Annotated in this window: 25 protein-coding genes; 14 read left to right on the plus strand and 11 right to left on the minus strand. The window is 41.3% G+C overall.

All coding sequences use genetic code 11. The features are described 5' to 3' along the window. Positions 1 to 18 precede the first annotated feature (18 nt). From Q4591_RS00815 to Q4591_RS00835, 5 genes are all read left to right on the plus strand, one after another. Positions 19 to 306: a hypothetical protein gene (locus tag Q4591_RS00815; RefSeq protein WP_102475559.1), complete on the plus strand. Its 288-nt coding sequence runs from the start codon at positions 19 to 21 to the stop codon at positions 304 to 306. 150 nt (positions 307 to 456) lie between these two features. Beyond that, the gene (locus tag Q4591_RS00820; protein WP_303458873.1) at positions 457 to 1,332 is read left to right on the plus strand and encodes a MipA/OmpV family protein; all 876 of its coding nucleotides are present in this window, start codon (positions 457 to 459) and stop codon (positions 1,330 to 1,332) included. A 2-nt stretch (positions 1,333 to 1,334) separates the two neighbouring features. Next, the gene (locus Q4591_RS00825; protein ID WP_076541170.1) at positions 1,335 to 1,754 is read left to right on the plus strand and encodes a DUF3019 domain-containing protein; all 420 of its coding nucleotides are present in this window, start codon (positions 1,335 to 1,337) and stop codon (positions 1,752 to 1,754) included. After that, positions 1,754 to 2,467: a winged helix-turn-helix domain-containing protein gene (locus tag Q4591_RS00830; RefSeq protein ID WP_076541172.1), complete on the plus strand. Its 714-nt coding sequence runs from the start codon at positions 1,754 to 1,756 to the stop codon at positions 2,465 to 2,467. The genes Q4591_RS00825 and Q4591_RS00830 overlap by 1 nt, the downstream gene beginning before the upstream one ends. A 17-nt stretch (positions 2,468 to 2,484) precedes the next feature. Continuing rightward, entirely contained in the window at positions 2,485 to 3,771 is a 1,287-nt protein-coding gene (locus Q4591_RS00835) for an ATP-binding protein (RefSeq protein WP_102475561.1), read from the plus strand. Between the two features lie 146 nt (positions 3,772 to 3,917). Here Q4591_RS00835 and Q4591_RS00840 read toward each other — a convergent pair whose 3' ends face one another. Further along, on the minus strand, positions 3,918 to 4,226 hold the full coding sequence (locus Q4591_RS00840) for a DUF1289 domain-containing protein (protein ID WP_102438832.1): 309 nt from the start codon (positions 4,224 to 4,226) through the stop codon (positions 3,918 to 3,920). Between the two features lie 210 nt (positions 4,227 to 4,436). Here Q4591_RS00840 and Q4591_RS00845 point away from each other — a divergent pair, with 210 nt between their 5' ends. Beyond that, positions 4,437 to 5,024: a DUF4136 domain-containing protein gene (locus Q4591_RS00845; RefSeq protein WP_102438834.1), complete on the plus strand. Its 588-nt coding sequence runs from the start codon at positions 4,437 to 4,439 to the stop codon at positions 5,022 to 5,024. A gap of 83 nt (positions 5,025 to 5,107) precedes the next feature. On the opposite strand, the gene Q4591_RS00850 is transcribed toward Q4591_RS00845, so the two are convergent. Both Q4591_RS00850 and Q4591_RS00855 read right to left on the minus strand, forming a co-directional pair. Further along, complete coding sequence (locus tag Q4591_RS00850; RefSeq protein ID WP_303458876.1) at positions 5,108 to 6,253, minus strand: HlyD family secretion protein; 1,146 nt, start codon at positions 6,251 to 6,253, stop codon at positions 5,108 to 5,110. A gap of 2 nt (positions 6,254 to 6,255) precedes the next feature. Beyond that, on the minus strand, positions 6,256 to 6,651 hold the full coding sequence (locus Q4591_RS00855; RefSeq protein WP_241900959.1) for a DUF3302 domain-containing protein: 396 nt from the start codon (positions 6,649 to 6,651) through the stop codon (positions 6,256 to 6,258). A gap of 231 nt (positions 6,652 to 6,882) precedes the next feature. Here Q4591_RS00855 and purT point away from each other — a divergent pair, with 231 nt between their 5' ends. Next, a complete protein-coding gene (gene purT, locus Q4591_RS00860) occupies positions 6,883 to 8,079 on the plus strand; it encodes a formate-dependent phosphoribosylglycinamide formyltransferase (protein WP_102438838.1) in 1,197 nt (398 codons plus the stop codon). A 179-nt stretch (positions 8,080 to 8,258) separates the two neighbouring features. Here purT and Q4591_RS00865 read toward each other — a convergent pair whose 3' ends face one another. From Q4591_RS00865 to Q4591_RS00890, 6 genes are all read right to left on the minus strand, one after another. Beyond that, positions 8,259 to 8,717 carry a hypothetical protein gene (locus Q4591_RS00865; protein WP_303458881.1) on the minus strand — a complete coding sequence of 153 codons (459 nt, stop codon included), beginning with the start codon at positions 8,715 to 8,717 and terminating at the stop codon, positions 8,259 to 8,261. A gap of 31 nt (positions 8,718 to 8,748) precedes the next feature. After that, on the minus strand, positions 8,749 to 9,699 hold the full coding sequence (locus Q4591_RS00870) for a D-2-hydroxyacid dehydrogenase (protein WP_303458883.1): 951 nt from the start codon (positions 9,697 to 9,699) through the stop codon (positions 8,749 to 8,751). 14 nt (positions 9,700 to 9,713) lie between these two features. After that, entirely contained in the window at positions 9,714 to 10,328 is a 615-nt protein-coding gene (locus tag Q4591_RS00875; protein ID WP_102475563.1) for an outer membrane beta-barrel protein, read from the minus strand. Between the two features lie 59 nt (positions 10,329 to 10,387). Further along, positions 10,388 to 11,164 (minus strand): co-chaperone DjlA, encoded by a 777-nt coding sequence (gene djlA, locus Q4591_RS00880; RefSeq protein WP_076541194.1) that lies wholly within the window; start codon positions 11,162 to 11,164, stop codon positions 10,388 to 10,390. A 107-nt stretch (positions 11,165 to 11,271) separates the two neighbouring features. Beyond that, a complete protein-coding gene (gene murU / locus Q4591_RS00885) occupies positions 11,272 to 11,970 on the minus strand; it encodes an N-acetylmuramate alpha-1-phosphate uridylyltransferase MurU (protein ID WP_102475564.1) in 699 nt (232 codons plus the stop codon). 58 nt (positions 11,971 to 12,028) lie between these two features. Next, entirely contained in the window at positions 12,029 to 13,042 is a 1,014-nt protein-coding gene (locus Q4591_RS00890) for an aminoglycoside phosphotransferase family protein (RefSeq protein ID WP_303458886.1), read from the minus strand. 135 nt (positions 13,043 to 13,177) lie between these two features. Between Q4591_RS00890 and lptD the strand changes: the two genes are divergently transcribed. The 7 genes from lptD to Q4591_RS00925 all read left to right on the plus strand — a co-directional run bounded on the left by lptD (position 13,178) and on the right by Q4591_RS00925 (position 22,107). Further along, positions 13,178 to 15,475 carry an LPS assembly protein LptD gene (lptD, locus tag Q4591_RS00895; protein WP_102475565.1) on the plus strand — a complete coding sequence of 766 codons (2,298 nt, stop codon included), beginning with the start codon at positions 13,178 to 13,180 and terminating at the stop codon, positions 15,473 to 15,475. Between the two features lie 122 nt (positions 15,476 to 15,597). Beyond that, positions 15,598 to 16,902, plus strand: coding sequence for a peptidylprolyl isomerase SurA (gene surA / locus Q4591_RS00900; protein ID WP_303458894.1), 1,305 nt, complete (start codon positions 15,598 to 15,600; stop codon positions 16,900 to 16,902). Positions 16,903 to 16,911: 9 nt separating this feature from the next. After that, the gene (pdxA, locus tag Q4591_RS00905) at positions 16,912 to 17,898 is read left to right on the plus strand and encodes a 4-hydroxythreonine-4-phosphate dehydrogenase PdxA (protein ID WP_102438852.1); all 987 of its coding nucleotides are present in this window, start codon (positions 16,912 to 16,914) and stop codon (positions 17,896 to 17,898) included. Between the two features lie 6 nt (positions 17,899 to 17,904). Next, positions 17,905 to 18,711 carry a 16S rRNA (adenine(1518)-N(6)/adenine(1519)-N(6))-dimethyltransferase RsmA gene (gene rsmA, locus Q4591_RS00910; RefSeq protein WP_076541204.1) on the plus strand — a complete coding sequence of 269 codons (807 nt, stop codon included), beginning with the start codon at positions 17,905 to 17,907 and terminating at the stop codon, positions 18,709 to 18,711. A gap of 50 nt (positions 18,712 to 18,761) precedes the next feature. Next, on the plus strand, positions 18,762 to 19,142 hold the full coding sequence (apaG, locus tag Q4591_RS00915; protein ID WP_102532205.1) for a Co2+/Mg2+ efflux protein ApaG: 381 nt from the start codon (positions 18,762 to 18,764) through the stop codon (positions 19,140 to 19,142). Between the two features lie 4 nt (positions 19,143 to 19,146). Beyond that, the gene (locus Q4591_RS00920) at positions 19,147 to 19,965 is read left to right on the plus strand and encodes a symmetrical bis(5'-nucleosyl)-tetraphosphatase (RefSeq protein ID WP_303445561.1); all 819 of its coding nucleotides are present in this window, start codon (positions 19,147 to 19,149) and stop codon (positions 19,963 to 19,965) included. A gap of 120 nt (positions 19,966 to 20,085) precedes the next feature. Then, complete coding sequence (locus Q4591_RS00925) at positions 20,086 to 22,107, plus strand: methyl-accepting chemotaxis protein (RefSeq protein WP_303458897.1); 2,022 nt, start codon at positions 20,086 to 20,088, stop codon at positions 22,105 to 22,107. 222 nt (positions 22,108 to 22,329) lie between these two features. Here the strand turns inward: Q4591_RS00925 and Q4591_RS00930 are convergent, their stop codons facing one another. Together Q4591_RS00930 and folA are read right to left on the minus strand one after the other, a co-directional pair. Further along, positions 22,330 to 22,722, minus strand: coding sequence for a DUF3718 domain-containing protein (locus Q4591_RS00930; RefSeq protein ID WP_102438859.1), 393 nt, complete (start codon positions 22,720 to 22,722; stop codon positions 22,330 to 22,332). 80 nt (positions 22,723 to 22,802) lie between these two features. Continuing rightward, positions 22,803 to 23,285: a type 3 dihydrofolate reductase gene (gene folA / locus Q4591_RS00935; RefSeq protein WP_102475568.1), complete on the minus strand. Its 483-nt coding sequence runs from the start codon at positions 23,283 to 23,285 to the stop codon at positions 22,803 to 22,805. Positions 23,286 to 23,298 lie beyond the last annotated feature (13 nt).

Here is a 23,298-nt window from a genome sequence, read left to right on the forward strand (position 1 = left end):
ACACTTAGAGGAACAATTATGACTAAACCATCATTAAGTTTAAGTATTGTCGTAAGCCTTGTTATCTGCAGTTTTTTCAGCACAGATACCAATGCCAATGGAATACCAGCCCCTGAGGATACCGTAAAATCATTAACGGCGGCCTGTGAAAATATGGCCGCTGAAGAACAAATTGAAGCCATCGAAAAACAGCAATTTATTACCGACTGCATCAATGCTCAGTTAATTGAAATGGGCTATCAAAGGCAAGCACCGCTAGAGATTGAACAATCAAATACTGAACCAGTTGAGCAAGAATTAAATTAACGCCGTGACGCCTTTGGTTAAAAACGGCTTAATGTAAATTAATCACACCAGTATCAGTTTGTATCATTAAGGTAAAATCAGTGTAGCTAAATAATGAACAATGTTAACATTATGTTTATTGAAGTTTTATTGATTAGGTAGCAGCCTTAGATGTATCGATTATTGCTCATACTTACCATTGTTATTGCTGGTATCAAGCCAGCGCAAGCTGAAGACACCTGTCAAATTGATGGCGACTGCATTGTGGTTGGTCAATGGGATGTCAGTCTAGCTTTGGGCTGGGGCAATAAAACCAACCCAGTAAGTACCTATAAAGATATACCTATCTATGTCATACCCTCCGTCGCCTATTATGGTGAAAGCTGGTTTTTTGACAACTTCAATTTTGGCTACACCCTGGTAGAGCAAGAAAGTTTTACCCTTAATCTCGCGAGCAGTTATAGCGATGAACGTGCTTTCTTTTATCGCTGGGACCCATCAAACATTTTTTTACCCCAAGCCAGTAGCTTTGATGAGACGGTTGAACTCCCTGCAGCGGATCTCACAGAATCTAGAGGTATATCACAACCTGAGGTTTTAAATGAGCTTGAAACCAGACACTTCACTGTATATGGTGGTGTGGAATTTTTTTGGTACGGTAAATTAGGTATATTAAGACTCACCGCAGCCCATGATTTACTTAATGTTCATAATGGACAAGAAGCCAGTGCCAGTTGGTCGTACTCTTTAGCTCTTGATAAATTCCGCTTTGATTTATCATTAGAAGCTGATTGGAAAAGTTCGCAAGTTATTGCTTATTACTATGGTATTAGATCAACTGAAAATCTATACTGGAACACGCAATATCAGCCAGGTTCTGGCTGGAATAACGCGATTGAGCTAACGACACGTTATAGTCTTTCACAACGCTGGGATTTACTTTTAGCGGCACGTTACACCCGGTTAGCTGATGAAATTATTGACAGTCCAATTATTAATGAAAATTACTCTCGCTCCTACTTCATTGGAGCTGCATATAGGTTCTAATCTTGTTCAGTAAACAAGAATATAACCTCTATCACTTTTTCGGTATATTAATACTGATATTTAGTGCTTTCTGCGTCAAAGCTGATACGCTTGAAACGCAAGCACAGCTTTCGGCTACGCCTCATTTATGCCTCAAAGACGCTCAAAACAAACATTGCGAGATGGATATTGAGCTAAATTGGCAACTGAAAACTGACCAACTCATTTGTATTGAATCTAACTATCAAGCAATGAGTCGCTGGTGTAGTGATTCTACTGATGATCATTCATTGCAATTTTCAGTAAAAACCAATAAAGACATTCACTTTGTCTTGGTAAGTAAAAATAATAATAATGAATTGGCGGACGTAATCCTAAAAGTCACCACAATGTCCGAACCTAAAGTTCGCAGACGTTACCGAAATCCTTGGAGTTTATTTTAATGGCAACCCCCCCATCAACTCATAGAGTTCTGTTGGTAGAAGATGATATTCGTCTTGCCAACTTAATTGTGGACTACCTAAAATCACACGATATGCACGTTGAAGTTGAACGACGTGGCGATACCGTTTTAACACGATTGATTAGTTACAAGCCTGATATCATCCTACTTGATATTATGCTGCCTGGACTTGATGGATTAAGCCTGTGTGAAAAATTACCTGACTACTTCTCAGGCCCTATATTGTTAATGAGTGCGCTTGGCTCTCCAGAAGACCAAATCAAAGGCCTAGAATTAGGCGCTGATGATTATGTTGTCAAACCTGTCGACCCAAGCTTGTTAGTGGCACGTATAAACAACCTATTACGCCGTCAGGCACAACCGCCAAAACCAGAATCTCATTGTTTAAGCTTTGGTAAGTTAAGCATCGACCCGCATACCCAAGCGATTCGCTTAGGCAATACCGAGGTTGATTTAACTAGCCATGAGTTTGAATTATTGTGGTTACTGGCGTCACAAGCGGGGCAAGTATTAAGTAGACAATACATCTACCAATACTTACTCAATATCGATTTTGATGGTAAAGACAGAAAAATTGATGTGCGCATATCTCGCTTACGTAAAAAGCTTGGAGATAGTATCGAAACACCATTCAGAATAAAAACTGTTTGGGGACAAGGTTATTTATTCGCGCCTGAAGCGTGGAATAACTAATTAGGTCATAGAAGACTTTGAAAAGACTCTTCATCAGCCTATACCTATTACTTAGCTTAAGCTTTTTAGGTATAGGCTGGACATTAGATAGCCTCTGGCAACAGCAAGTCGATGAATACGAGAACATTGACTCGCCATTAATCGCCTTTGCATTATTATTGTCTTTGCAACCTAAAGAGCAGCGCTTAGCGCAGCTTAAAATCATTCAAAAGCAACACCCCTACCCGTTAGCTTTATTTGAAAAAGATGAAATTGCTTTAAGTGGCAATGTCGAATTCTTGGCCAATGAAATAGTCACCACCACCACAGATAGCAGCCACGAATTGCAATTTATTGCCGTGGGTGATCAAGTGTTAATGGCAGGCCCAGTAGATATCGATCCCCGCGGGTTGCTGCGTAATATTTTTACGATATTCTTTTATTTGATGCTGGCCTTTGTCGCCTTAATTTGGGTATGGCCATTATCCAAAGATCTCAAAACCCTTAAAAAAGCCACGCAAAACTTTGGTGAAGCCAAATGGGATACCCGTATTGAGCTCAATCCCGGCTCTCAAGTCGCACCGTTAGCCAACACCTTTAATGACATGGCGCGGCATATCAGTGATTTAATTGAAAACCAAAAACACCTCTCTAATGCCGTATCACACGAAATCAGAACCCCGCTAGCACGGTTAAAGTTTGCTTTAGCCTTACTACCACAATATTGTTTGCCCAATAGTGATGAGCAACGACGCCAGCAATTTCTTGATGACATGCAAATTGATATCAAAGAAATGGAAACCTTACTGCAAGAGCTATTGACCTATGCCAGCTTAGAAGTGCAACAAGAGCCCACATTAGAGCGCTGCGGCTTAGTGTCCATTACAGAAGAGCTGATCACGCGTTTAACCCCATTAAGCGATAAACCGATTAAATTTAAGCATATGTATAGTGAGTTATATGTGATGGCAGAACCACTGCTGATTGAGCGTGCGATTCAAAATCTTGTTACTAACTCCCAACGCTACACCCATAATGAAATTGTTGTGTCTTTGTCTGAAGATGACCAACACCTGCTCCTAACAGTATCTAATGATGGTCCCGCGATCCCTGAAGAAGATCATGAAAGATTATTTGAGCCTTTTTATCGCAGTAAGTCACAGCACCAAGGCAATAAAGGCCATGGTTTAGGCTTAGCCATTATCAAACGCATCATGTTGCGCCACAAAGGCGATGTCACATTAACCAGTGATGATGACAACACTTGTTTCACTTTAATGTGGCCAAAAAGTAAACGCGAACTAGCTGCAGAAAGCGCACATTAATCTCAATGGTTAGCTTAACGCTGAAGCTGACGATAGAAATAATGGAGATTGGCCGTTAGCGGCGCAGGCTGTAATAGACCCACCACATCAAACTCAATAATATTAATTACAGCTAAAGCCTACCTAAAACCACAAGGTTGCAATCACTAATCTAAGCTAAAATCAGCCAAATCAATGTTGTCATCATCAGTTTGTTCATCAAAGTCAAATTGTGGATTAGCCTGAGCTTGCTGCTGTTTTATCGCTATTTGATGGGCTTTAAATTTGGCATATTGTCGGCGGCGCTTTCGCTGCTGGCATAAGCGAATAATATTATGCTTTTGTGCATCAGAAAAATGCAGCCAGTTAAAACGCTCATCTCGATTTCTCAAACAGCCATTACAATATCCGCGCGCATCAGTTTGACACACACCTATGCAAGGGCTTGGGACGGAAAAAAAACTTAACTGTTCCATATTTAACTGACGTTTCTCTCCGACAAAATTGAAGTTTTATGCTTCTAACTTAGCATTAATTAACCAAAAAGCCATGTTCAGCGCTGGTTATTTGACCGACGAATTCTGTGTAAGATTGGTTTACTGCAGGCTTTTGATTTAAGCTGATTATTAATTCGCTCAAGAAAACATCCTATAACAAACAGATTCATTGATTAACCGGAGCCACTTATGCTATTTCGTGCGTTATTTACAATGTTACTTCTACTAGGATTAAGCGCCTGCCAAAGCACCACAGGAAAGTCAGACTTTGATACCAAATATGACTTTAGTCAGTTAAAACGATTTCATTTTATTGAAGTGTCAAATCAAGGGGATCAACTTAGCGCCGAGCGGATCAGAGCCAGTATACGTGCCAATTTATTAGCCAAAAACTTTATCGAGCAAGTAGAAAATGACTTAGCCGTGAGTGGTGAAGCCACTGGTAATGACATAACTGGTGACTTTGGCGTCAGCTACGCCTTTTTAACCAAGGACAAACCAAAAAGCTCAGGGCTTTCTATTGGTCTAGGTACTGGTACTAGTGGCAGTAATGGTGGTATTGGGATTGGTACTAGCATGGGAATCCCCATCGGCAGTGACAGCGCTAAAATCCAAGTGATTCAAATTGATATTATAGATTTAAAAGATAACCGACTCATCTGGCGCGGCACTGATGAATATGACTTTGAATCTGGTGGTAATGAAAAAGTCACTGAAACGACCAAAACCATTAATACCATTCTGGCTCAGTTCCCGCCTCAGGCTGCTGTAAAATAACAATTAATCTTATTCTTTATAAGTTGCTAAAATAAAAAGTCCGCAATCGCGGACTTTTTTATAAAAGAATAATCACATTATCACTAATGCCCTTCAGCAAACAGATAATTGAGCCAACCTTGCATCCGCAATAACACTTTACGAATAATCGAAACATGAGTGAAATGCTCGGTATAAATTGCCGCTTGCCCAGCTACACCTGCAGGCAAGCTGGTGCGTAGTTCATCGTCAGCTAACTCGATTAATACTAACACCCGGCCACGCTTAAATAACTCATTTGAAGAGCGCAGCGCACCGCCAAATTGCAGCTCACCTTCTGACATTGCAGGTAATACCTTAACGACTTTACCTTTATTTACTTGGCCAGGCATAGCATCAAGGATAATTTCCGCTTCATCACCTTCTTTTAAGCGCAGTAATGAATTTTGCCAAAATGCACCAGCAAAGTAGCGGTCTTCATCAGGTATAAATGTCATAGTGGGTCGCAGCGGAATAGGCACAGCCATCACCCCCGGACGCAACGCCATTTGAGTGACTATGCCATCAACTGGTGCTTTCACTTCGGTTTGTTCTAAATTAAAGATAGCGGCATCAAGTTCGGCTTTAACCACAGCTACATCAGTATTTACCCCGTCGATGTTTGACTCAAATGCCAGTCTAAAACGGATTTCTTCCGCTAACGCCGATTTAAAAGCAGCTTCTGCTGCTAAATATGATTGGCGTTTATTATCTAACTCAATTTCAGAAAATGGCGAGTTTCTACCACCTTTACGGCGACCTTCATCATAACGCTCAAAGGCAGATTTGGTTCTGTCACGATTAGCCTCTGCTTGCGCTGCGCGGGCAATCGCACTATCCCATGAGGCTTTTAATTGTGGCACGGCTTGCAGTGCATCTTCCAGTGCCGCTTCTTTTTGTTTAACGACAGCAATGAAAGGGGTTGGGTCGATTCTAAATAGCACTTCACCTTTTTTGACAGGGACATTGGGCTTAACATTGACTTCAACCACTAAGCCTTTTACTGCAGGATTGATTGGGATTGAAACGAAATATTCACGGGCAAACTTAGTATAAGGATGGTTATAGTTCATCAGTACTAATAAAGTACCAATTAATACTATTCCGCCTAACACCGCCGTTGGCACAGTCCATTTGTTGAGTGGGATTTTAAAAATTTTGAATATCGCCACACATAAAGCGGTATAGGTTAATATCAGTAACAGATCCATCGCTACGCTCCTTGTTCTGGCTGCGGTTGAGGTTTAACAGCATCGGTGACACTTGCTTGTTCCGATGGCGACTCAATAGAGATTAAACGCTCATTTAGGTCATTAACCTTATCTAACAATTCTTTCACTTCACCTTCCAACATAAGCTCTCGCTTCTTACCATCACTAAAGCCCCAGCCTCTATCTTCGCGGTATAAGGTTGCCCAAATCCATAAGAATGGCCAAATAGCGTGTAGGGTAAATAAACTGACCCAACCAGCGATATGCAAAGCATCCTGCTGTGGGTGATTACGCTTTTTAGCAATTTCATAGGGGATATCATGAATCGCGATAACACCGTAAAAAATAACTAATGCTACAAAAAACAGCAGCCCTAGAGCAAAATAATCCAAAAACATATGACACTCCTATCACAATCAAAGCAAAAGAAATAACAACCAAAATCAACAAACTGGCAACCTCAAGATAACACAAGGCAATAGCTAAAATAACCAATTAAAGTGCTTTATTCGCTATAAAAATAAGAGTTTTCACGTGATCTTTTACACACTTATCGGTTTAGCTAATCAATCAAATACGAATAAAAGGTAAACTGCCTCGGCTATTTTTTCCCCCTACAAGGTTAAATAATGAATAACAATGTCCCTTTCACCTTTGGTACCGCTGAAACTGACGGTGCAGTTAAAGCCATGCTGCTAGGTTGTGGTGAGCTTGGTAAAGAAGTCGCTATCGAATTACAACGCTTTGGCATCGAAGTTATTGGCGTAGATCGCTACCCTAATGCTCCAGCCATGCAAATTGCACATCGTTTTCATGTGGTAAACATGTTGGACGAAAAAGCATTACGAGACGTTATTGAATTAGAACAACCGCATCTAGTGATCCCAGAAATTGAAGCTATCGCTACTCAAACCCTAGTTGAGTTAGAAAAAGGCGGCATCAATATCATTCCAACAGCTAAAGCGACTCAGTTAACCATGGATAGAGAAGGCATTCGCCGCCTAGCCGCTGAAACCTTAGGTATTCCAACATCGCCTTATTTCTTTTGCGATACATTCGCTGAGTTTACTGCCGCAATTGAGCAAATTGGTCAGCCCTGTGTGGTTAAACCTGTAATGAGTTCATCAGGTAAAGGTCAAAGCGTGATAAAAACCAATGCGCAAATTGAACAAGCTTGGCAATACGCTCAAGAAGGTGGCCGCGCGGGTGGTGGGCGAGTGATTGTGGAAGGCTTTATTGATTTTGATTATGAAATCACCTTGCTGACCATTAGTGCTGTCAATGGCATTCATTATTGTGATGCCATTGGCCACAGACAAGAAGACGGTGATTACCGTGAGTCTTGGCAGCCTCAAGCAATGTCAGCAGCTGCACTTACCAAAGCGCAGCAAATTGGTGAGCAAGTAGTAACCGCGTTAGGCGGCTATGGTTTATTCGGTGTTGAGCTGTTTATCAAAGGTGATGATGTTTACTTTTCAGAAGTATCACCAAGACCCCATGATACTGGTTTAGTCACGCTTATCAGCCAAGATTTATCTGAGTTTGCTTTGCATGTTCGGGCTATTTTAGGCCTGCCTATTACCGAAATTAAGCAACATGGCGCAAGTGCCTCTGCGGTTATTCTGGCTGAAGGAAAGTCTGAAAATATTCGCTATCAAGGCGTTGCTGAAGCATTAGTGCAAACGGATACCCAAATTAAGCTGTTTGGTAAACCTGATATTGATGGTAGACGCCGTCTGGGTGTTGCCTTAGCCCGTGATAACAATATTGATAATGCCATAACGAAAGCCATAGCATCGGCGGCAAAAGTTAAGGTTATATTTTAGCTTTACACTATGATAACTCGCCTATTACCACGTCATAATTACGCTTTGTGACCTAGGTTAATGATTGCTCGCTGTAGACATAAACGCCTAACCTCAAGCACATAAAGTACTAAGGTTAGGCTTTTTATTGGATAAATTCGATGTGGTATTAACATCACCTTGAAAGGCTTATGAAGCAGTTAGCTGCTTTTTCTTTTAGGCAGTGCTCTACCTTGCAAATGAAATAACACTAAAATTAACATCCTTAATAAGGATTTAAGTTTACCAGCTTGCTCGAAACGCCCCGCTATCATCAACTTTTGCAAAACAAATATTTTACCGTAAACATTGGCAACCAGCTCATCAGAGCTTTTACCGATATATTTATCAAACTCAGGGTAATCAATAATGGCCTTGGCCAATAAGCTATTAGCAGTTAAACGATTAAAGTCATAACCTTGTATCATTGATTGCTTAAACACATCGACATCAATTCCTGCCACGATTTGATCAGCACTAAGACCCTGTTTTAGCCCTACAGCGATAAAATTGATATTGGCTTCAATTTCAAATAACAGCGCGCGTTGCTGGCCTTTATGCTTCTCAACCCGCGCATGCTCTTTTTCAAATACATCGTAAAGCGCTTTCCATAAACTCATATTGCACAAATATCCTTATTTGTTTTTCTGGCTAAGTTACCTGATTACATGGGCTGTTTTTTAAAAATTGCGCCACATTATCCACGGCAATATTTAACAGATTTTGCCTTGCCTCTGTTGTTGCCCAAGCGATGTGAGGGGTAATAATGGTATTTTCAGCCGCTAATAACGGGTTATCAGCCATTGGCGGTTCGCTTGAAAGCACATCAAGTGCAGCGCTAAGGCGGTTGTCATTTAACGCATCTGCCAATGCTACTTCATCCACTAAACCGCCTCGAGCGGTATTAACCAATAAAGCGTTAGGCTTAAACAACTCAAGACTTTGAGCATTGATCATTTTATCAGTGGCTTGATTAAGCGGACAATGCAACGACACGATATCTGACTGGCTTAATAACTTATTGAGCGTCTGCCATTGAACACCTGCAGGTAAATCCGTTTTGGGTGTCGATGTGTTAATTAACACATTCATATTAAATGCCAGCGCTAACCTTGCCACTTGTTGACCAATATCACCATAGCCAACAACCCCCATAGTTTTGCCTTTAAGTGATACTAAAGATGAAAGCGTAAAACAAAAGTCTCTTGATTGACTCCACTGACCTTTTTTTACTGCTTTATCATGTAAATCCACCTGCTGGGTATGTTGCAGTATTAAAGCAAATACCATTTGCGCCACAGCATCAGGGCCATAAGCAGGCACATTGGTTACAACTATCTGCTGCGCGCTAGCCGCTGCGATATCAACCACATTGGTACCTGTTGCCGTCACACCTATGTATTTAAGCTGTGGACATTGGCTTATCACCTCAGCATTGATTACCGCTTTATTGGTTAAAATTATATCGGCATCTTTGCTACGGGAGATAATATCTGCCGCCATAGTGTGTTCATAAACGCTAAGCTCACCCAGCGCAGCTAACGATGACCAATCTAAATCACCCGGATTTAATGTATGGCCATCAAGTACAACAATTTTCATGTTCGGTCACCTAATTAAAATTTAACCTCTAAACCAATATTGCCCTGCCCTTGCCACATGATATCGGCAGAAATATTCCACACACATTCATTGGGGCCGCAGAAAAAGCTATTGTTTGAGTTAACGAATGTAGCGTAGCCTCTTACATCGGCAAATAAGGCCACTTGAGAGGTAATGTCATAGGCTACGCCGCCGCCAAATCCCATTGAAAAACGGGTTTCAGTTGAAAAGTCATTGCTCGGTCGCATGTGCGTGACACCGGCAGTGACGGTAACGTAAGGTTTAACGCGGCCATTGGGGAAAAATAAACTTCCACCGACATGGAAATAATCAACATCAAGATCAGTAAAGACATCCGCACTAAAAGCATTGCTTCTCAAATCAGTTTTTTGCGTGCTATACAGAAAGTAGATATTACCTGGGTCTTTGGTCGTGACTCCTGCCATAAAGCCATAATGCTCAGATTCGGTTATTTTTAGCTTATCTGTTTGCTGACTATTCAGATCGCCAATGTCAAATTCTGTACTGCCAAAACTATAACCGCCAAAAGGAGCAACAAACACCTCAGCTTGAACAGAGGTTGCTAACAACGCCAAACTTACTAGACTCACAGTCGCTTTATATTGCATAGAAAACTCCCTTTAACATCACTTCTTAATGATGATTATTGTGTTTACCACCCCTGCGCTTATTTCATTCCTCGAGATGTTTTAACTGTTTCATAAGCAGATTGAATGTCTTGAGCTTTACTTTTTGCCAGCTCCATCATTTCTTCTGGTAAACCTTTAGCGACCAGTTTATCTGGATGATGCTCATTCATGAGTTTTCGATAAGCACGTTTGATTTCTTGGTCGCTGGAAGACTCCTGCTTACCCAATAGTGAATAAGCGTCTTCAAGCTGCATGTGGCTGCCATTAGCCGTTTGATGATGGTGAAACTCTGCCTGCCAACGATTAAGTAGCGCATCCAAATGAGCTTGGCCTAACCCTAACTCTTTGGCTATGGTTGATAAAATCTGCTTTTCTTTGCTATGTAATTCGCCATCAGACAGTGCGGTTTGAATTTGAATTTCAAGAAACATTTGTAATATTTCACGGCGACCTTGGGTCATCACTCGAAATTCGCGCAGGGTTTTGACTAAGTCGAAATTGGCATCGCGTCCATTTCTAAATGCTGTTTGCGCATCACGTCTTGCATCGCCAGTTAACTTCATTTGATCCATCAGCATAGTGGCAATACGAATATCCACATCCGTCACATGGCCAGAAGCTTTGGCAACATGGCCCATAACTGTAAAGGTTGTATTAAAAAACTCAGCTTGACGCTGATGCCCCTTACGCAGCATCTCGGCAAAACCACTGCGTTTATCGTACATATGCCCAAGCCAAAGCCCTAATAGGGCGCCGAAACCTTTACCAAACATGTAGCCGATAATAAAACCGAAAACCTTACCCCAAATACGCATTCATCTTCCTGTTGTTAATTTGTCTTACTGCTGAGCTCATCACTGTCTATGTCGACTGGTTATTTATGGCACATGTCGTCATGTGCTTACTGCGGCTTGCTTACAATTTACGTTTCTGCCGATATGGTGCCTGTTGCCAAGTAGTTTGTTAACAAGTCTAACCGCTCAATGGTACCTACATCACACCAGTAAGTACTGGTACGACTACCGATAATCTTTTTATCAGCCATTTTGTGACGTAATAATGGCCCTAAGGCTTGCTTACCAGCGCCAATGTCAGCAAACATTTTGGGATGATAAATCCCCATGCCTGAATAGGTTAGCTTATTGGCACCCGCTTGCGCTAATTGCGCTCCAATAATCGCAAAATCACCTTCTGGGTTATGCTGAGGATTATCAACTAACCATAAAAAAGCCTCTAATGCGGGTTCTGCTTTTAATTGCGCCATTGCCTGGGTGATATCAGGCAGTTCATCGATATATATATCGCCATTGATAACCAAAAAAGCTTCGTCACCTAATAGGCTTAAGGCTTGTTTAATACCGCCAGCAGTTTCTAAGGCGTTCTCTTCAGCACTATAGTTAATAGTGAGCCCCCACTGACTGCCATTGCCTAGCGCTTGTACTAATTTATGCCCTAACCAAGCATGGTTGATGACAACTTCTTTGATGCCAGCGGCGGCTAACTTTTCTAAATGGTAAACAATTAGCGGTTTACCCGCTGCTGCAACCAAAGGTTTGGGAAGTGAATCTGTAAGCGGTCGTAATCGCTCACCACGACCCGCAGCCAAAATCATGGCTTTCATATTTTAATGTCCATAAGGTTAAGCTTATCTGTGTATATTAACGGTAGCCGCACGAATATCATTGATCTGTCGCATCTGCAGTAAAATGCGTTAGCACCTTTTGTTGCAACCATTGACCAAAGTCTTGTAGCTCTGGGTATAAAGCGGCAATATCAACGATGTAACTAAGGGTAAGTGGAATATCCTTCAAATAACCGGCTTTGCCATCACGCAAATTCAGCCGTACAAAAATGCCGGCGGCTTTTATGTGGCGCTGCATTCCCATTAAATCAAACCAGCGCTGATATTGGCTAAAGCTTACACCATCATCAATTAATCCATGCTGAATACATAAATTAAAATGATCCATTTGAAGCTGATTAACCACAGCATCTGGCCATCTCACATAACAGTCTCGCAGTAATGACACCGCATCATAGGTAACTGGGCCAATCACCGCATCTTGAAAATCAATTAAGGCTAATTGTTGCTGATTTATGAGAATATTGCGGCAATGAAAATCACGGTGCATTCCGACACTAGGCTGCTCAATTGCATTGGCGGTTAACACCCCAAAAGCATTCTCGATAATGCCATGCTCATTTTCACTCAGGGTTAATTGCAAATGCTTCAATAACAGCCACTCGGTAAAAATGGCTAACTCTCGCTGCACAAAAGCGGCATCGTATTGCGGTAAATCCCCCTTAATGGTGGACTTAACCTGTGCCACTTGCGGCAATAACCCTAACGCTTGCTGATAAAAATCAATCACAGATTGGTCATTCAGGCGTGTTATGAGTTGCTCATCGCCTAAATCTGACTGCAATACAAAGCCGTTAATATCATCTTGTGCTATAACTTCAGGTACCTTTAATCCTGATTGTGCGTATGCAGCTGCTAGCTCAATAAAGGGCGCTATAGGTACCAGTTCAACAGGCGAATCAGAGACGATATACGTATTTGCTAAATGCTGAACGCGAAAATAACGACGAAAACTGGCATCACCACAAATGAGTGTTGGGGTGATATCTGTGTTGAAATGTTGACTTAACCACTTACTCAGTAAAATAAATCTTGTATCAGATAAACTCATCTCAATGGCTCTTATGTAAAAATTGCTTTATTATAGCCAACATAACATTTGGAAACAGCTAAAGATAAAATGTTAGCTGTGGCTCTTTTTTCAATTCATTTTGTCTAGACTAAGAATTCATAATCAATTATTAACATGCAGATCCGTTATTTCCTGGCATTAAGCCTGTTACCAAACCTAGTCTTGGCACAAGAGTCTCCTGAAATTGAAGAGGCTCAGCTTCAGTGTGCAGTGCAGGCCCCCGTTTCACCGTCAATAAACGACCGTGATAGCATTAGCAATATTTCAGCTGAAGATATTGTCATTATTTCCGATCGCTCTGAAGCAGCCATGGGCGATAAAGCCCATTTTTCTGGTAATGTCAGTTTCAGCCAAGGTAGTCGCCATATCAGTGCTGACGAAGCCATCTTAGATCAAAAAAATGAACAATTAGATGCTAATGGCAATCTGATTTTCAGTGATGAGCAATTTACCGTAACCGCAGATTCATTAAATGCGCAAATGCTGACCAACAGCGCCACCCTTACTGGGGCTAAGTATTGGCTTAATGGCCAACAAATTAACGGCGATGCTCAGCAATTAAAAATTACCGAACAAAACAATTTAGAGCTCAGTAACACCAATTTCACCACCTGCCCCCCTGGCGATAACTCTTGGCGCCTTGAAGCCAAAGAAATACGCATCGACAGCAGTGAAGAATGGGGTGAGATCTGGGATGCTAAATTACGCATAGCCGATGTACCGATTATGTACATCCCCTATATGACCATTCCGGTTTCAGATAAAAGAAAGTCAGGCTTCTTATTTCCCAGTTTTAGCACCAGTACCACCAATGGCGTTGAAGTCAGTGTGCCTTATTATTGGAATATCGCCCCAGAATACGACTTAACCTTTACCCCAACCTATATGTCAGCCCGTGGGTTTTACAGTAAAACAGAATTTCGATACTTAGCCGGTGAACAACAAAATGGTCAATTCAACTTTGAATTCCTTGCTAATGACGACAAGTTAGATAATAGCCCTGACCGTTACCTGTACCATTGGCGCCATCAAGGCGCAATAAATGACAATTGGCGTGTACAAGCTAACTTTACAGATGTCTCAGACAATAACTATTTCAATGATCTCAGTTCTGATGTTAATCGATCAACGGATAATCAGCTTTCACGTATTGGTGAAATTAGCTACTTTGAACGAGATTGGAACCTCGGCATGCGGGTACAAGACATTAAAGTTCTCGGCGAAGAAGAGAGCCCTTATCAGGTTATGCCTCAGCTGAACTTTAACTATCAGACTAATGATTTTTGGAATGGGTTAGATTTTAAATTCAATTCTGAGCTAACCAATTTTCAACATACAGAAAATGACTATGCCACGGCGACACGTTTTCATATGGAGCCAAGTATAAGCTGGCCGATACAGGGGCCTGCAGGTTCTGTGACCAGTGAAGTTAAATTACTGCAAACCCAATACTGGCAAGACAACAATAACAGCAATGATGAACTGGATGACACGGTTAACCGAACCATTCCTCAAGTGCGAATTCACGGTCAAATTAATTTTGAACGTCAGTTAGCCATGCTTGGCAGTAATTACAAACAAACCTTAGAGCCACAATTTCAATATTTATATGTCGGCTACGAAGACCAATCTAATATTGGGATTTATGATACTGCCCAGTTACAAGAAGATTACTTTGGCTTATTTAGAGACCGCCGCTTTTCTGGTTTAGATAGAATTGCAGACACCAATCAAATAACCTTAGGGGTTACAACGCGCCTCTTTGATGAGTCCAATGTTGAGAAATTTAAATTCAGCATAGGTCAAATTGTGTTTATTGAAGATAGTAAAATAAATAGTTATAACGACATAGAAGCGGACGCATCAACCTCTGTGCTTGCCGCTGAAATCGATGCCAATATGTATCAAGATTGGTTTATTAGTGGTGCTGTGCAATTTGATACTGAAAACGGTGAGAATAAGAAAAGTGAAGTCACCTTAGATTTTAGGCCCAGTAATGACAAATTATTACAGTTTAGCTATCGCTATGTGCCTGATTTGCTTAACACCAACACTAATGACAGAGTGAACATATCTCAAATAGGCATGCGCACCTCATGGCCAATAAGTGATGATTTATATTTTGTCGGTAACTTTTATTACGACTTAAATGAATCAAGAAATATTGAAACCTATACCGGTGTCCAATACGAATCTTGCTGCTGGGCATTGCGCTTAAGTTACCATTACCGCATTAAAACTAATTACGATGATGATTTAAATCCAAGTTTAGATACCCGAGAAGAGTTTGAAAGTGGTGTATACCTTAACTTTATCATTAAAGGCTTAGGTGGTTCTGGCCCCCTAGGTGTCGAAGACATGCTTGATGACGGATTATTTAACTATCGTAAACCACTTTACTTGAGGAATTAGCCATCATTTGTGGTAGATTGCTGAACCTACTGGAAAACAAACAGTCCTAATAAAAGATAACAACACTGTATGTGGTATATATTCCACTGCAATTAAAACTAAAAGTGCCAAGGATTTCGTGGATGAAACACTGTAAGAAAATGATTTTTGCTTTATTTACTTTGGCAATGAGCCAAGTAACCATCGCGGCGCCAGTTCCCCTCGACCGCGTATCAGTACAAATTAATGAGGGTATTATTCTTGAAAGTGAAATCACTCATATGGTGGCGTCGGTAAAAGCCAATGCGCTAAAAGCAGGCCAAGGCTTACCGTCAGATAATGCACTTCGCACTCAAGTTATTGAACGTTTAATTTTGACTCACTTGCAATTGCAAATGGCAGAACGTATTGGTCTATCTATTGGTGACCTACAGCTTGATCAAACCATTGAGAATATTGCTAAAGAGCAAAAGCTAACGGTTTCTCAAATGCAACAACAAATTGAAAACGAAGGCATGAGCTATGCGCAATACCGTGAGCAATTACGTGAAGAAATCACCCTAGGTGAAATCCAACGTATTCAAGTTCAGCGTCGTATTCAAGTCTCACCTCAAGAGATCAGTAACTTAGTTAAAATGATCCAAGAGCAAGGTTTAAAAGATGTCGAGTTCCAAGTTGGACATATCTTAATTGAAGTGCCAAATAACCCAAGCAGTGAACAACTAGAAGCATCGAGCAAACGGGCGAATATCGTATTAGACCGCTTAAATGAAGGTGAAGATTTTCGCCGCACAGCTATCGCATCTTCATCAGGGCCTAAAGCGCTTGAAGGTGGTATCTGGGATTACATGAGCGTGAACGAAATGCCAACCTTGTTTGCTGAGGTAGTAACTGACGCTAAAACTGGTGATGTCATTGGCCCAATTAAAAGTGCCTCAGGTTTCCATATTATTAAAATCATGGACGCTCGCGGCCTGCAAACCAAAGAAATCAATGAAGTAAGATCACGACATATTCTGCTAAAACCATCACCGATCCTTTCAGAAGATCGTGCTAAAGCAATGCTAGAAAGCTTTTTAGCTCAAGTTCGTTCAGGCGAAGCTGATTTTGCAGCACTTGCCCGCCAATACTCTGAAGATCCTGGTTCTGGGGCAAAAGGTGGTGAATTAGGCTGGGCAGAACCGACTGTATATGTACCTGAGTTTGCTCAAACATTATCAAGCTTAGAAATTAATGAGTATAGTGAACCCTTTAGAACAACCCATGGATGGCACATCGTTCAACTTGAAGAAAAACGTAAAACTGATGCTACTGCTCAGTTTAATAGCAATCGTGCTCACCAGTTGATTTATCGTCGTAAGTTCAATGAAGAGCTACAAAACTGGTTAGATGAAATGCGTTCAGAAGCCTATATTGAAGTTTTTGAACCTGAGAGTACTCGAGGTTAAGCTAACTTAATGACAATACGTATTGCGATTACGCCGGGTGAACCGGCGAGTATCGGCCCAGATCTTGTTATTAAACTTGCTCAGCAGCCATGGCCTGCTGAGTTAGTTGTTTGCGCCGACCCAGAATTATTAACTAGCCGAGCAAAAATGCTTGGCTTGCCGCTGACATTAAGACCTTACCAGCCAACGTTACCTGCTAAGGCTCAGGAAGCTGGCACCTTAACCATTGCGCCATTTACTCTTGCTGCAGAAGTTGAATGCGGCAAATTAAATGAGCTTAACAGTGAATATGTGGTCGACACCTTGCGTTATGCGGGTGAGAAAAACATGACCAATGAATTTGAAGCTGTGGTAACGGGCCCTGTTCATAAAGGCATTATTAATCAAGCGGGTATACCTTTTAGCGGCCATACTGAATTTTTTGCATTACAAGCAAATTGCCAAGATGTGGTAATGATGCTGGCAGCGCCAGGTCTGCAGGTGGCGTTAATGACCACCCACATTCCACTGGCTTATGTTGCAAAAGCCATTACACGCGAGCGTTTACATCATATAATACAAATCTTGCACAGTGAGTTAGTGCAAAAGTTTGGCATTACTTCACCTAAAATATTCGTCTGCGGTCTTAATCCGCATGCTGGTGAAGATGGACACTTAGGCCGAGAAGAGATCGATATCATGATCCCTGCTCTGAATGAACTTAGAGAGCAAGGTATTGATATTGTAGGTCCATTACCTGCAGATACTTTATTCCAGCCTAAATACTTACAAGAAGCAGATGTGGTTCTTGCTATGTATCACGACCAAGGACTTCCAGTACTTAAATCTTTAGGTTTTGGAAAATCGGTTAACATTACCTTAGGTCTTCCGTATATCAGAACCTCTGTCGATCATGGCACAGCTTTAGAGCTAGCCGGAACCGGTGAAGCTGATAGTGGTAGTTTTACCTGTGCATTAAATAAAGCCATTGAATTGGCCTCAAAAGTAAGTAGTTAAATTTTAATGAGCAATAAAGTACATTTAGGCCACACGGCCAGAAAACGTTTTGGACAAAACTTTTTAACTGATGAAAGTGTGATCAGTCGGATCGTGGGCGCCATCTCGCCAGATAATGACCATGTTATGGTTGAAATTGGCCCAGGCCTTGGCGCATTAACTGAACCTGTTGCTGAATCAGTTGATTGCTTAACTGTAGTCGAATTAGATAGAGACTTAGTCGAGCGTTTAGAAAACCACCCAGTATTAAAGCATAAGCTTAATATCAATCAGGGTGATGCACTGAACTTCGACTTTAGCCAGTTGCAACAAGACGGCAAAAAGATGAAAGTATTTGGTAATTTACCGTACAACATCTCAACGCCGTTAATGTTTCACTTATTTGAGTTCGCTGAAATAATTGAAACCATGCACTTTATGCTACAAAAAGAAGTGGTTTTGCGCCTTTCTGCAAGTCCAGGCACTAAAGCTTACGGCCGCCTAACTGTGATGGCGCAGTACTACTGTAAAGTGGTACCTGTACTTGAAGTGCCGCCACAAAGCTTTACTCCGGCGCCAAAGGTCGACTCTGCAGTGGTACGTTTGTTGCCATACGATGTAAAACCATTCCCGTGTAAAGATGTCACCGTTTTACGTCATCTATGTACCACAGCCTTTAATATGCGCCGTAAAACACTACGGAATAACTTAAAGCACATGATAACAGATGATGAGTTCAGCGCGCTGAACATTGATTCGACTCTTCGACCGGAGCAAATAACTGTCGAGCAGTATGTGGCACTTGCAAATTTAGTTTGCGATAAAAATCTATAATTCTAAGGGCACTTTTCATTGAAAGTGCCCTTTCGTTTTTAGGAAGTTTAATGTCCTCTGTAGCCCCCAAAATTAAAATAAAAGTTGAGACTAACTATTTAGAAGAGCAGTCATCAGCAGCAGAATCAAAATATTTATTCAGTTATACCATTACCATCATTAATCTGAGCGACATTGCAGTGACACTCAAAGATCGCCACTGGATTATTACTGACTCAAACGGTGAAAAAAGTGAAGTGCAAGGCCCTGGCGTGGTCGGAGAAACACCGACTATCGAGCCTAATACAGCTTACCAATACTCAAGTGGCACAGTATTAGAAACACCCGTTGGCTTTATGGAAGGCTCATACGGCATGAGCAGCGCCCAAGGTGAAGCTTTTAAAGCTGTAATCCCAACATTTAGATTAGCCGTCCCAGGGATTTTACAATAATCCTATGGCACATTATTTTGTTGGCGATATACAAGGCTGTTTTGAAGAATTACAACTGATCCTCGCTAAAGTGGACTTTAACCCTTCAAAGGATGAACTATGGGCTGTCGGCGATTTAGTCGCCAGAGGTAATGGCTCCTTACAAACTTTACGCTATTTAAAATCATTAGAGGCCAGTGCCAAAATAACTTTGGGTAATCACGACTTGCATCTATTAGCCCTTAACGGCAACATTAAAAGACCCAACCCCAAAGATAAGCTTGCTGAATTGCTAAGCGCTGATGATTTACCCGACTTAATTACTTGGATAAGAAAGCAACCCTTGGTGCAGACACTGCCCTCCCACAATATCATCATGAGCCATGCAGGCATTCCACCGCAGTGGGACTTAGCGACCTTACTCACAGAAGCTAATGCGGTGAGCCAAGCATTACAGCAAGATGATTATATCGATTCACTAATTGCAAAAATGTACACCGATGATGCAGAGCGCTGGGACATTACAGCCATAGGCTTGCCAAGACTGCGATATTGCATCAATGCCCTAACGCGAATGCGCTATTTGTTTGCTGATGGCAGTTTAGACTTTAAATGTAAATCCCCCATTCAAGACAAACCACCACAACTCACGCCTTGGTTCGAATTCAACTCCCCGTTAAAACAAAGCCACACTTTGGTATTTGGTCATTGGGCGGCGTTAATGGGCGTGGTTAACCAACCTAATATGCAAGCACTGGATACAGGATGTTGCTGGGGAGAGCATTTAACCCTATGGCATTTAGAAACCAACGAAAAAATACAACAGCACAAAATAAAATCATAAATAAATAATTAAACTTTCCAGTAACAAAGCCGATACAGTTATTGGATCTCCAATGATCATACAGCCCTGAGTGATCAAAGAGATAAATTCGGGATAAAATAATAACAGCCGGAGTATGCTATGAAAATTAATGTTGCCACCAGAGTGATTGGCGGTTTTACCGTTGTGACTCTCCTTTTGATAGTTTTAGGTGGCGTGTCTTTGCTCACCAACAATAGCATCAAGGACAGTACTAGCACCTTACAACAAGTTAGTTTGCCAGCCCTTACTGCTACCGGTGAATTAACGCAAAACTTAAGCGCCCAGCAAATTCACATTCTATTCGGTTACTACACTGATCAATCAGCTCAAATTCCAGCAGTCAAAAAAAATATAAACACTGAATCAGTGGAATTTAACAAAAAACTCAATAACTTGACTGGGTTAATTTCTGGTAGACAAGAGTTTTCCAGTAACCTTTCTCAGCTTAAAAACAGCTACCATAATTTTGAAAAAAATAGCGCTTTAATGCTAATAGAGCATGAAAATGCATTATTAAAACATGAACAACTATTACAACTTCGAGATAATTTAGAAGACAGCGCAGATGATGCATCATCGATTTTATTAGACCTGATAGATCTAGAGTTGAGTGAAGATACCACTAAACAAAGTATTGCAGCTGCAGCGGGAGTCGTTGATAGTAATTTCATCAATATTATTACCACCATTTATGATTTAGTTGCCGCTAAAGAAAACGCTAAATATGAAGTAATAGTGAATGAGCTAGAGTACATGCTCAACGATACCCGCACAAAGATTGAGCATATCAACTTACAAGGCCGCGGTATTATTAGCGATAGCACTCTTAATGATTTAAACGTAGAAAGTGATGCTGTATTTGCCCTAGTGACAGGTAATAACTCCATAGTTACCTTGAAAGGCCAGCAACTAAAGCATGATCAAACCGCTGCCGAAATGTTAGCTGCAACCGATAAAGACCGTTTAGACGTTAATGCTAGAATGAACGAGCTAGCTAATAAAATTGAAAACTTCACAGCTAAAATAAGTGACGATGCAATTAAAAATATCGATTCGGCTACTATCCAAACAATGCTGGTAGTTATTCTGGCCATTGTGGTGGCAATTATCGTCAGTTACGCCGTAGTGAAACCATTAACTCGCTCATTAGAAAAAGTAAACCAGGCGCTAAATATTCTTGCCTCTGGAGATTTAACTCATAAATTAGATGATTCAGGCCATGACGAGTTCGCGCTACTAGCTAAAAACTGTAACAGCTTAGTGGATAGTTTAAGTGACTTAATCGTCGGCATTTTAGACCGCTCGAATCAGTTGGCCGCAGCAGCTGAACAAACCTCGGCAATTACTACCCAAACTACATCTGGTATTCAAGAGCAAAAAAATCAAGTGGATCAAGTGGCCACTGCGACAACAGAGCTAAGCTCTAGCGCCCAACAAGTTTCAATGAGCGCCGATCAAGCCCTTGAACAAATTAAACAAGCCGATCAAGAAACTCAGCATATGCGCACACTTGCTGAAGAGAATAAAGTCACTATTCTTGCCTTAGCAGAAGAAGTCGCTAAAGCGGGCGTGGTGATCAATAAGGTCCATACTGATAGCGCATCAATCGGCTCTATTCTTGATGTAATTCGTGGTATTGCAGAGCAAACTAACTTACTGGCATTAAACGCTGCGATTGAAGCTGCCCGCGCGGGTGAGCAAGGCCGTGGTTTTGCTGTTGTCGCCGATGAAGTTCGCAGTCTTGCTTCTAGAACCCAAGAATCGACTAGCGAAATTCAGCAAATGATTGAAGTGTTACAACAAGGTGCACAACAAGCAGTGACGGTCATGGAATTAGGCCGCACACAAGCAACCAGCTGTGTCGATAAAACAGAACAAGCTAACTTGGCCTTAGAAACCATTAGTCAGTCAGTACATAAAGCTTACGACTCTGGTAATCACATTGCCCAAGCCGCTCAAGAGCAAAACTTGGTCAGTCAGCAAGTCTCTGAAATGCTAGAGCACATTGCTGCTATTTCAGAAGAAACCGCCATAGGCGCAGATCAAACAGCACAATCAAGTCAGCAAGTCGCAATGCTGTCTGAAGAGCTACAAAGCTCTGTGAAGGAATTTAAAGTTTAACGACTCACAGTATCTAAATGTAGAAAAGGCTCTTTAGAGCCTTTTTTATTGCCTTTAAAGCCTAATAGCGCCATGACTTAGCAATGATTTGCGGCAATAAAAACCATAAGCAACAAAAAACCGCCCTAAGGCGGTTTTGGCAGTCAAAGCTATCAACTTTATTCATGCATAAGATTATATTTGATAATTCACAATTGCTATCACCAAATTAATCAATGCGCTTTACTCACCACTATTAATGCGATCTTGAACTGCAGCAGTAATAGCACTACCACTATGGCCATTGCTATTAGCCCAATCAAGAATGCTTTTCCCGTCGGCTTCTGGTGAACTTAAATCACCAGCAGGAAGACGTTTAGCGATGTACTCACCCACTTCAAATGAATTTGCATTATAAGCGGTTCTTAATAAGCTTGCGCCATCACAAGAAACACCGGTATAGATATTACGTAATTTAACACGACTTTCTTTGAGTTTTTTACGTAGTCGATTTTTATCATTCGATTTAACGTAATCACAAATACTTGCCACAAGTTGATCGGTATCAGCGACTGCTGGGGTTGAAACTGAAGATGCTGCAATTAGGACGGCGACGGCCACAGGCATTAAACGCATCCGATACTCCTTTGTAGGTATTATTATTTTCAGCTTACCATCAAGGGTAAACCTCTATTCAGGGTAAAACAGCTTGTAATTTAACATTTTTTCACAAAAGTGTTAAAGCTATATTGCAATTGTGCTGCATTAACCTGATTAACCTTATCTTGTAACGTCCAGCTATCATCATCCCACTCGGGGAAAAAAGTATCGCCATCAACAGTTAGCTCAATGAAGGTTAGATATAATATATCGGCCAGCGGTAAAATTTCTTTATAGAGCTGCCCACCACCAATGACAACTAATTCATCACAATCTGTAACAAGTTGTTTAGCTTGCTCAAATGAACTCACACATGAAACGCCTTCAATGTGATAATCTGCTTGGCGGCTGATGACAATATTATGTCTACCTGGAAGCGGTCTACCAATAGATTCAAAGGTTTTACGCCCCATCACCACAGGCTTACCTAAGGTCATCGCCTTAAAATGCTTTAAATCTTCAGGTAAGTGCCAAGGCATTTTATTATCTTTACCAATGACACGATTATTGGCCATGGCGGCTATCATTGCGATGCGCATATAAAAATCCTTA

Origin of the sequence: Shewanella sp. 3_MG-2023, assembly GCF_030548765.1 — a bacterium.
Taxonomy (GTDB): domain Bacteria; phylum Pseudomonadota; class Gammaproteobacteria; order Enterobacterales; family Shewanellaceae; genus Shewanella.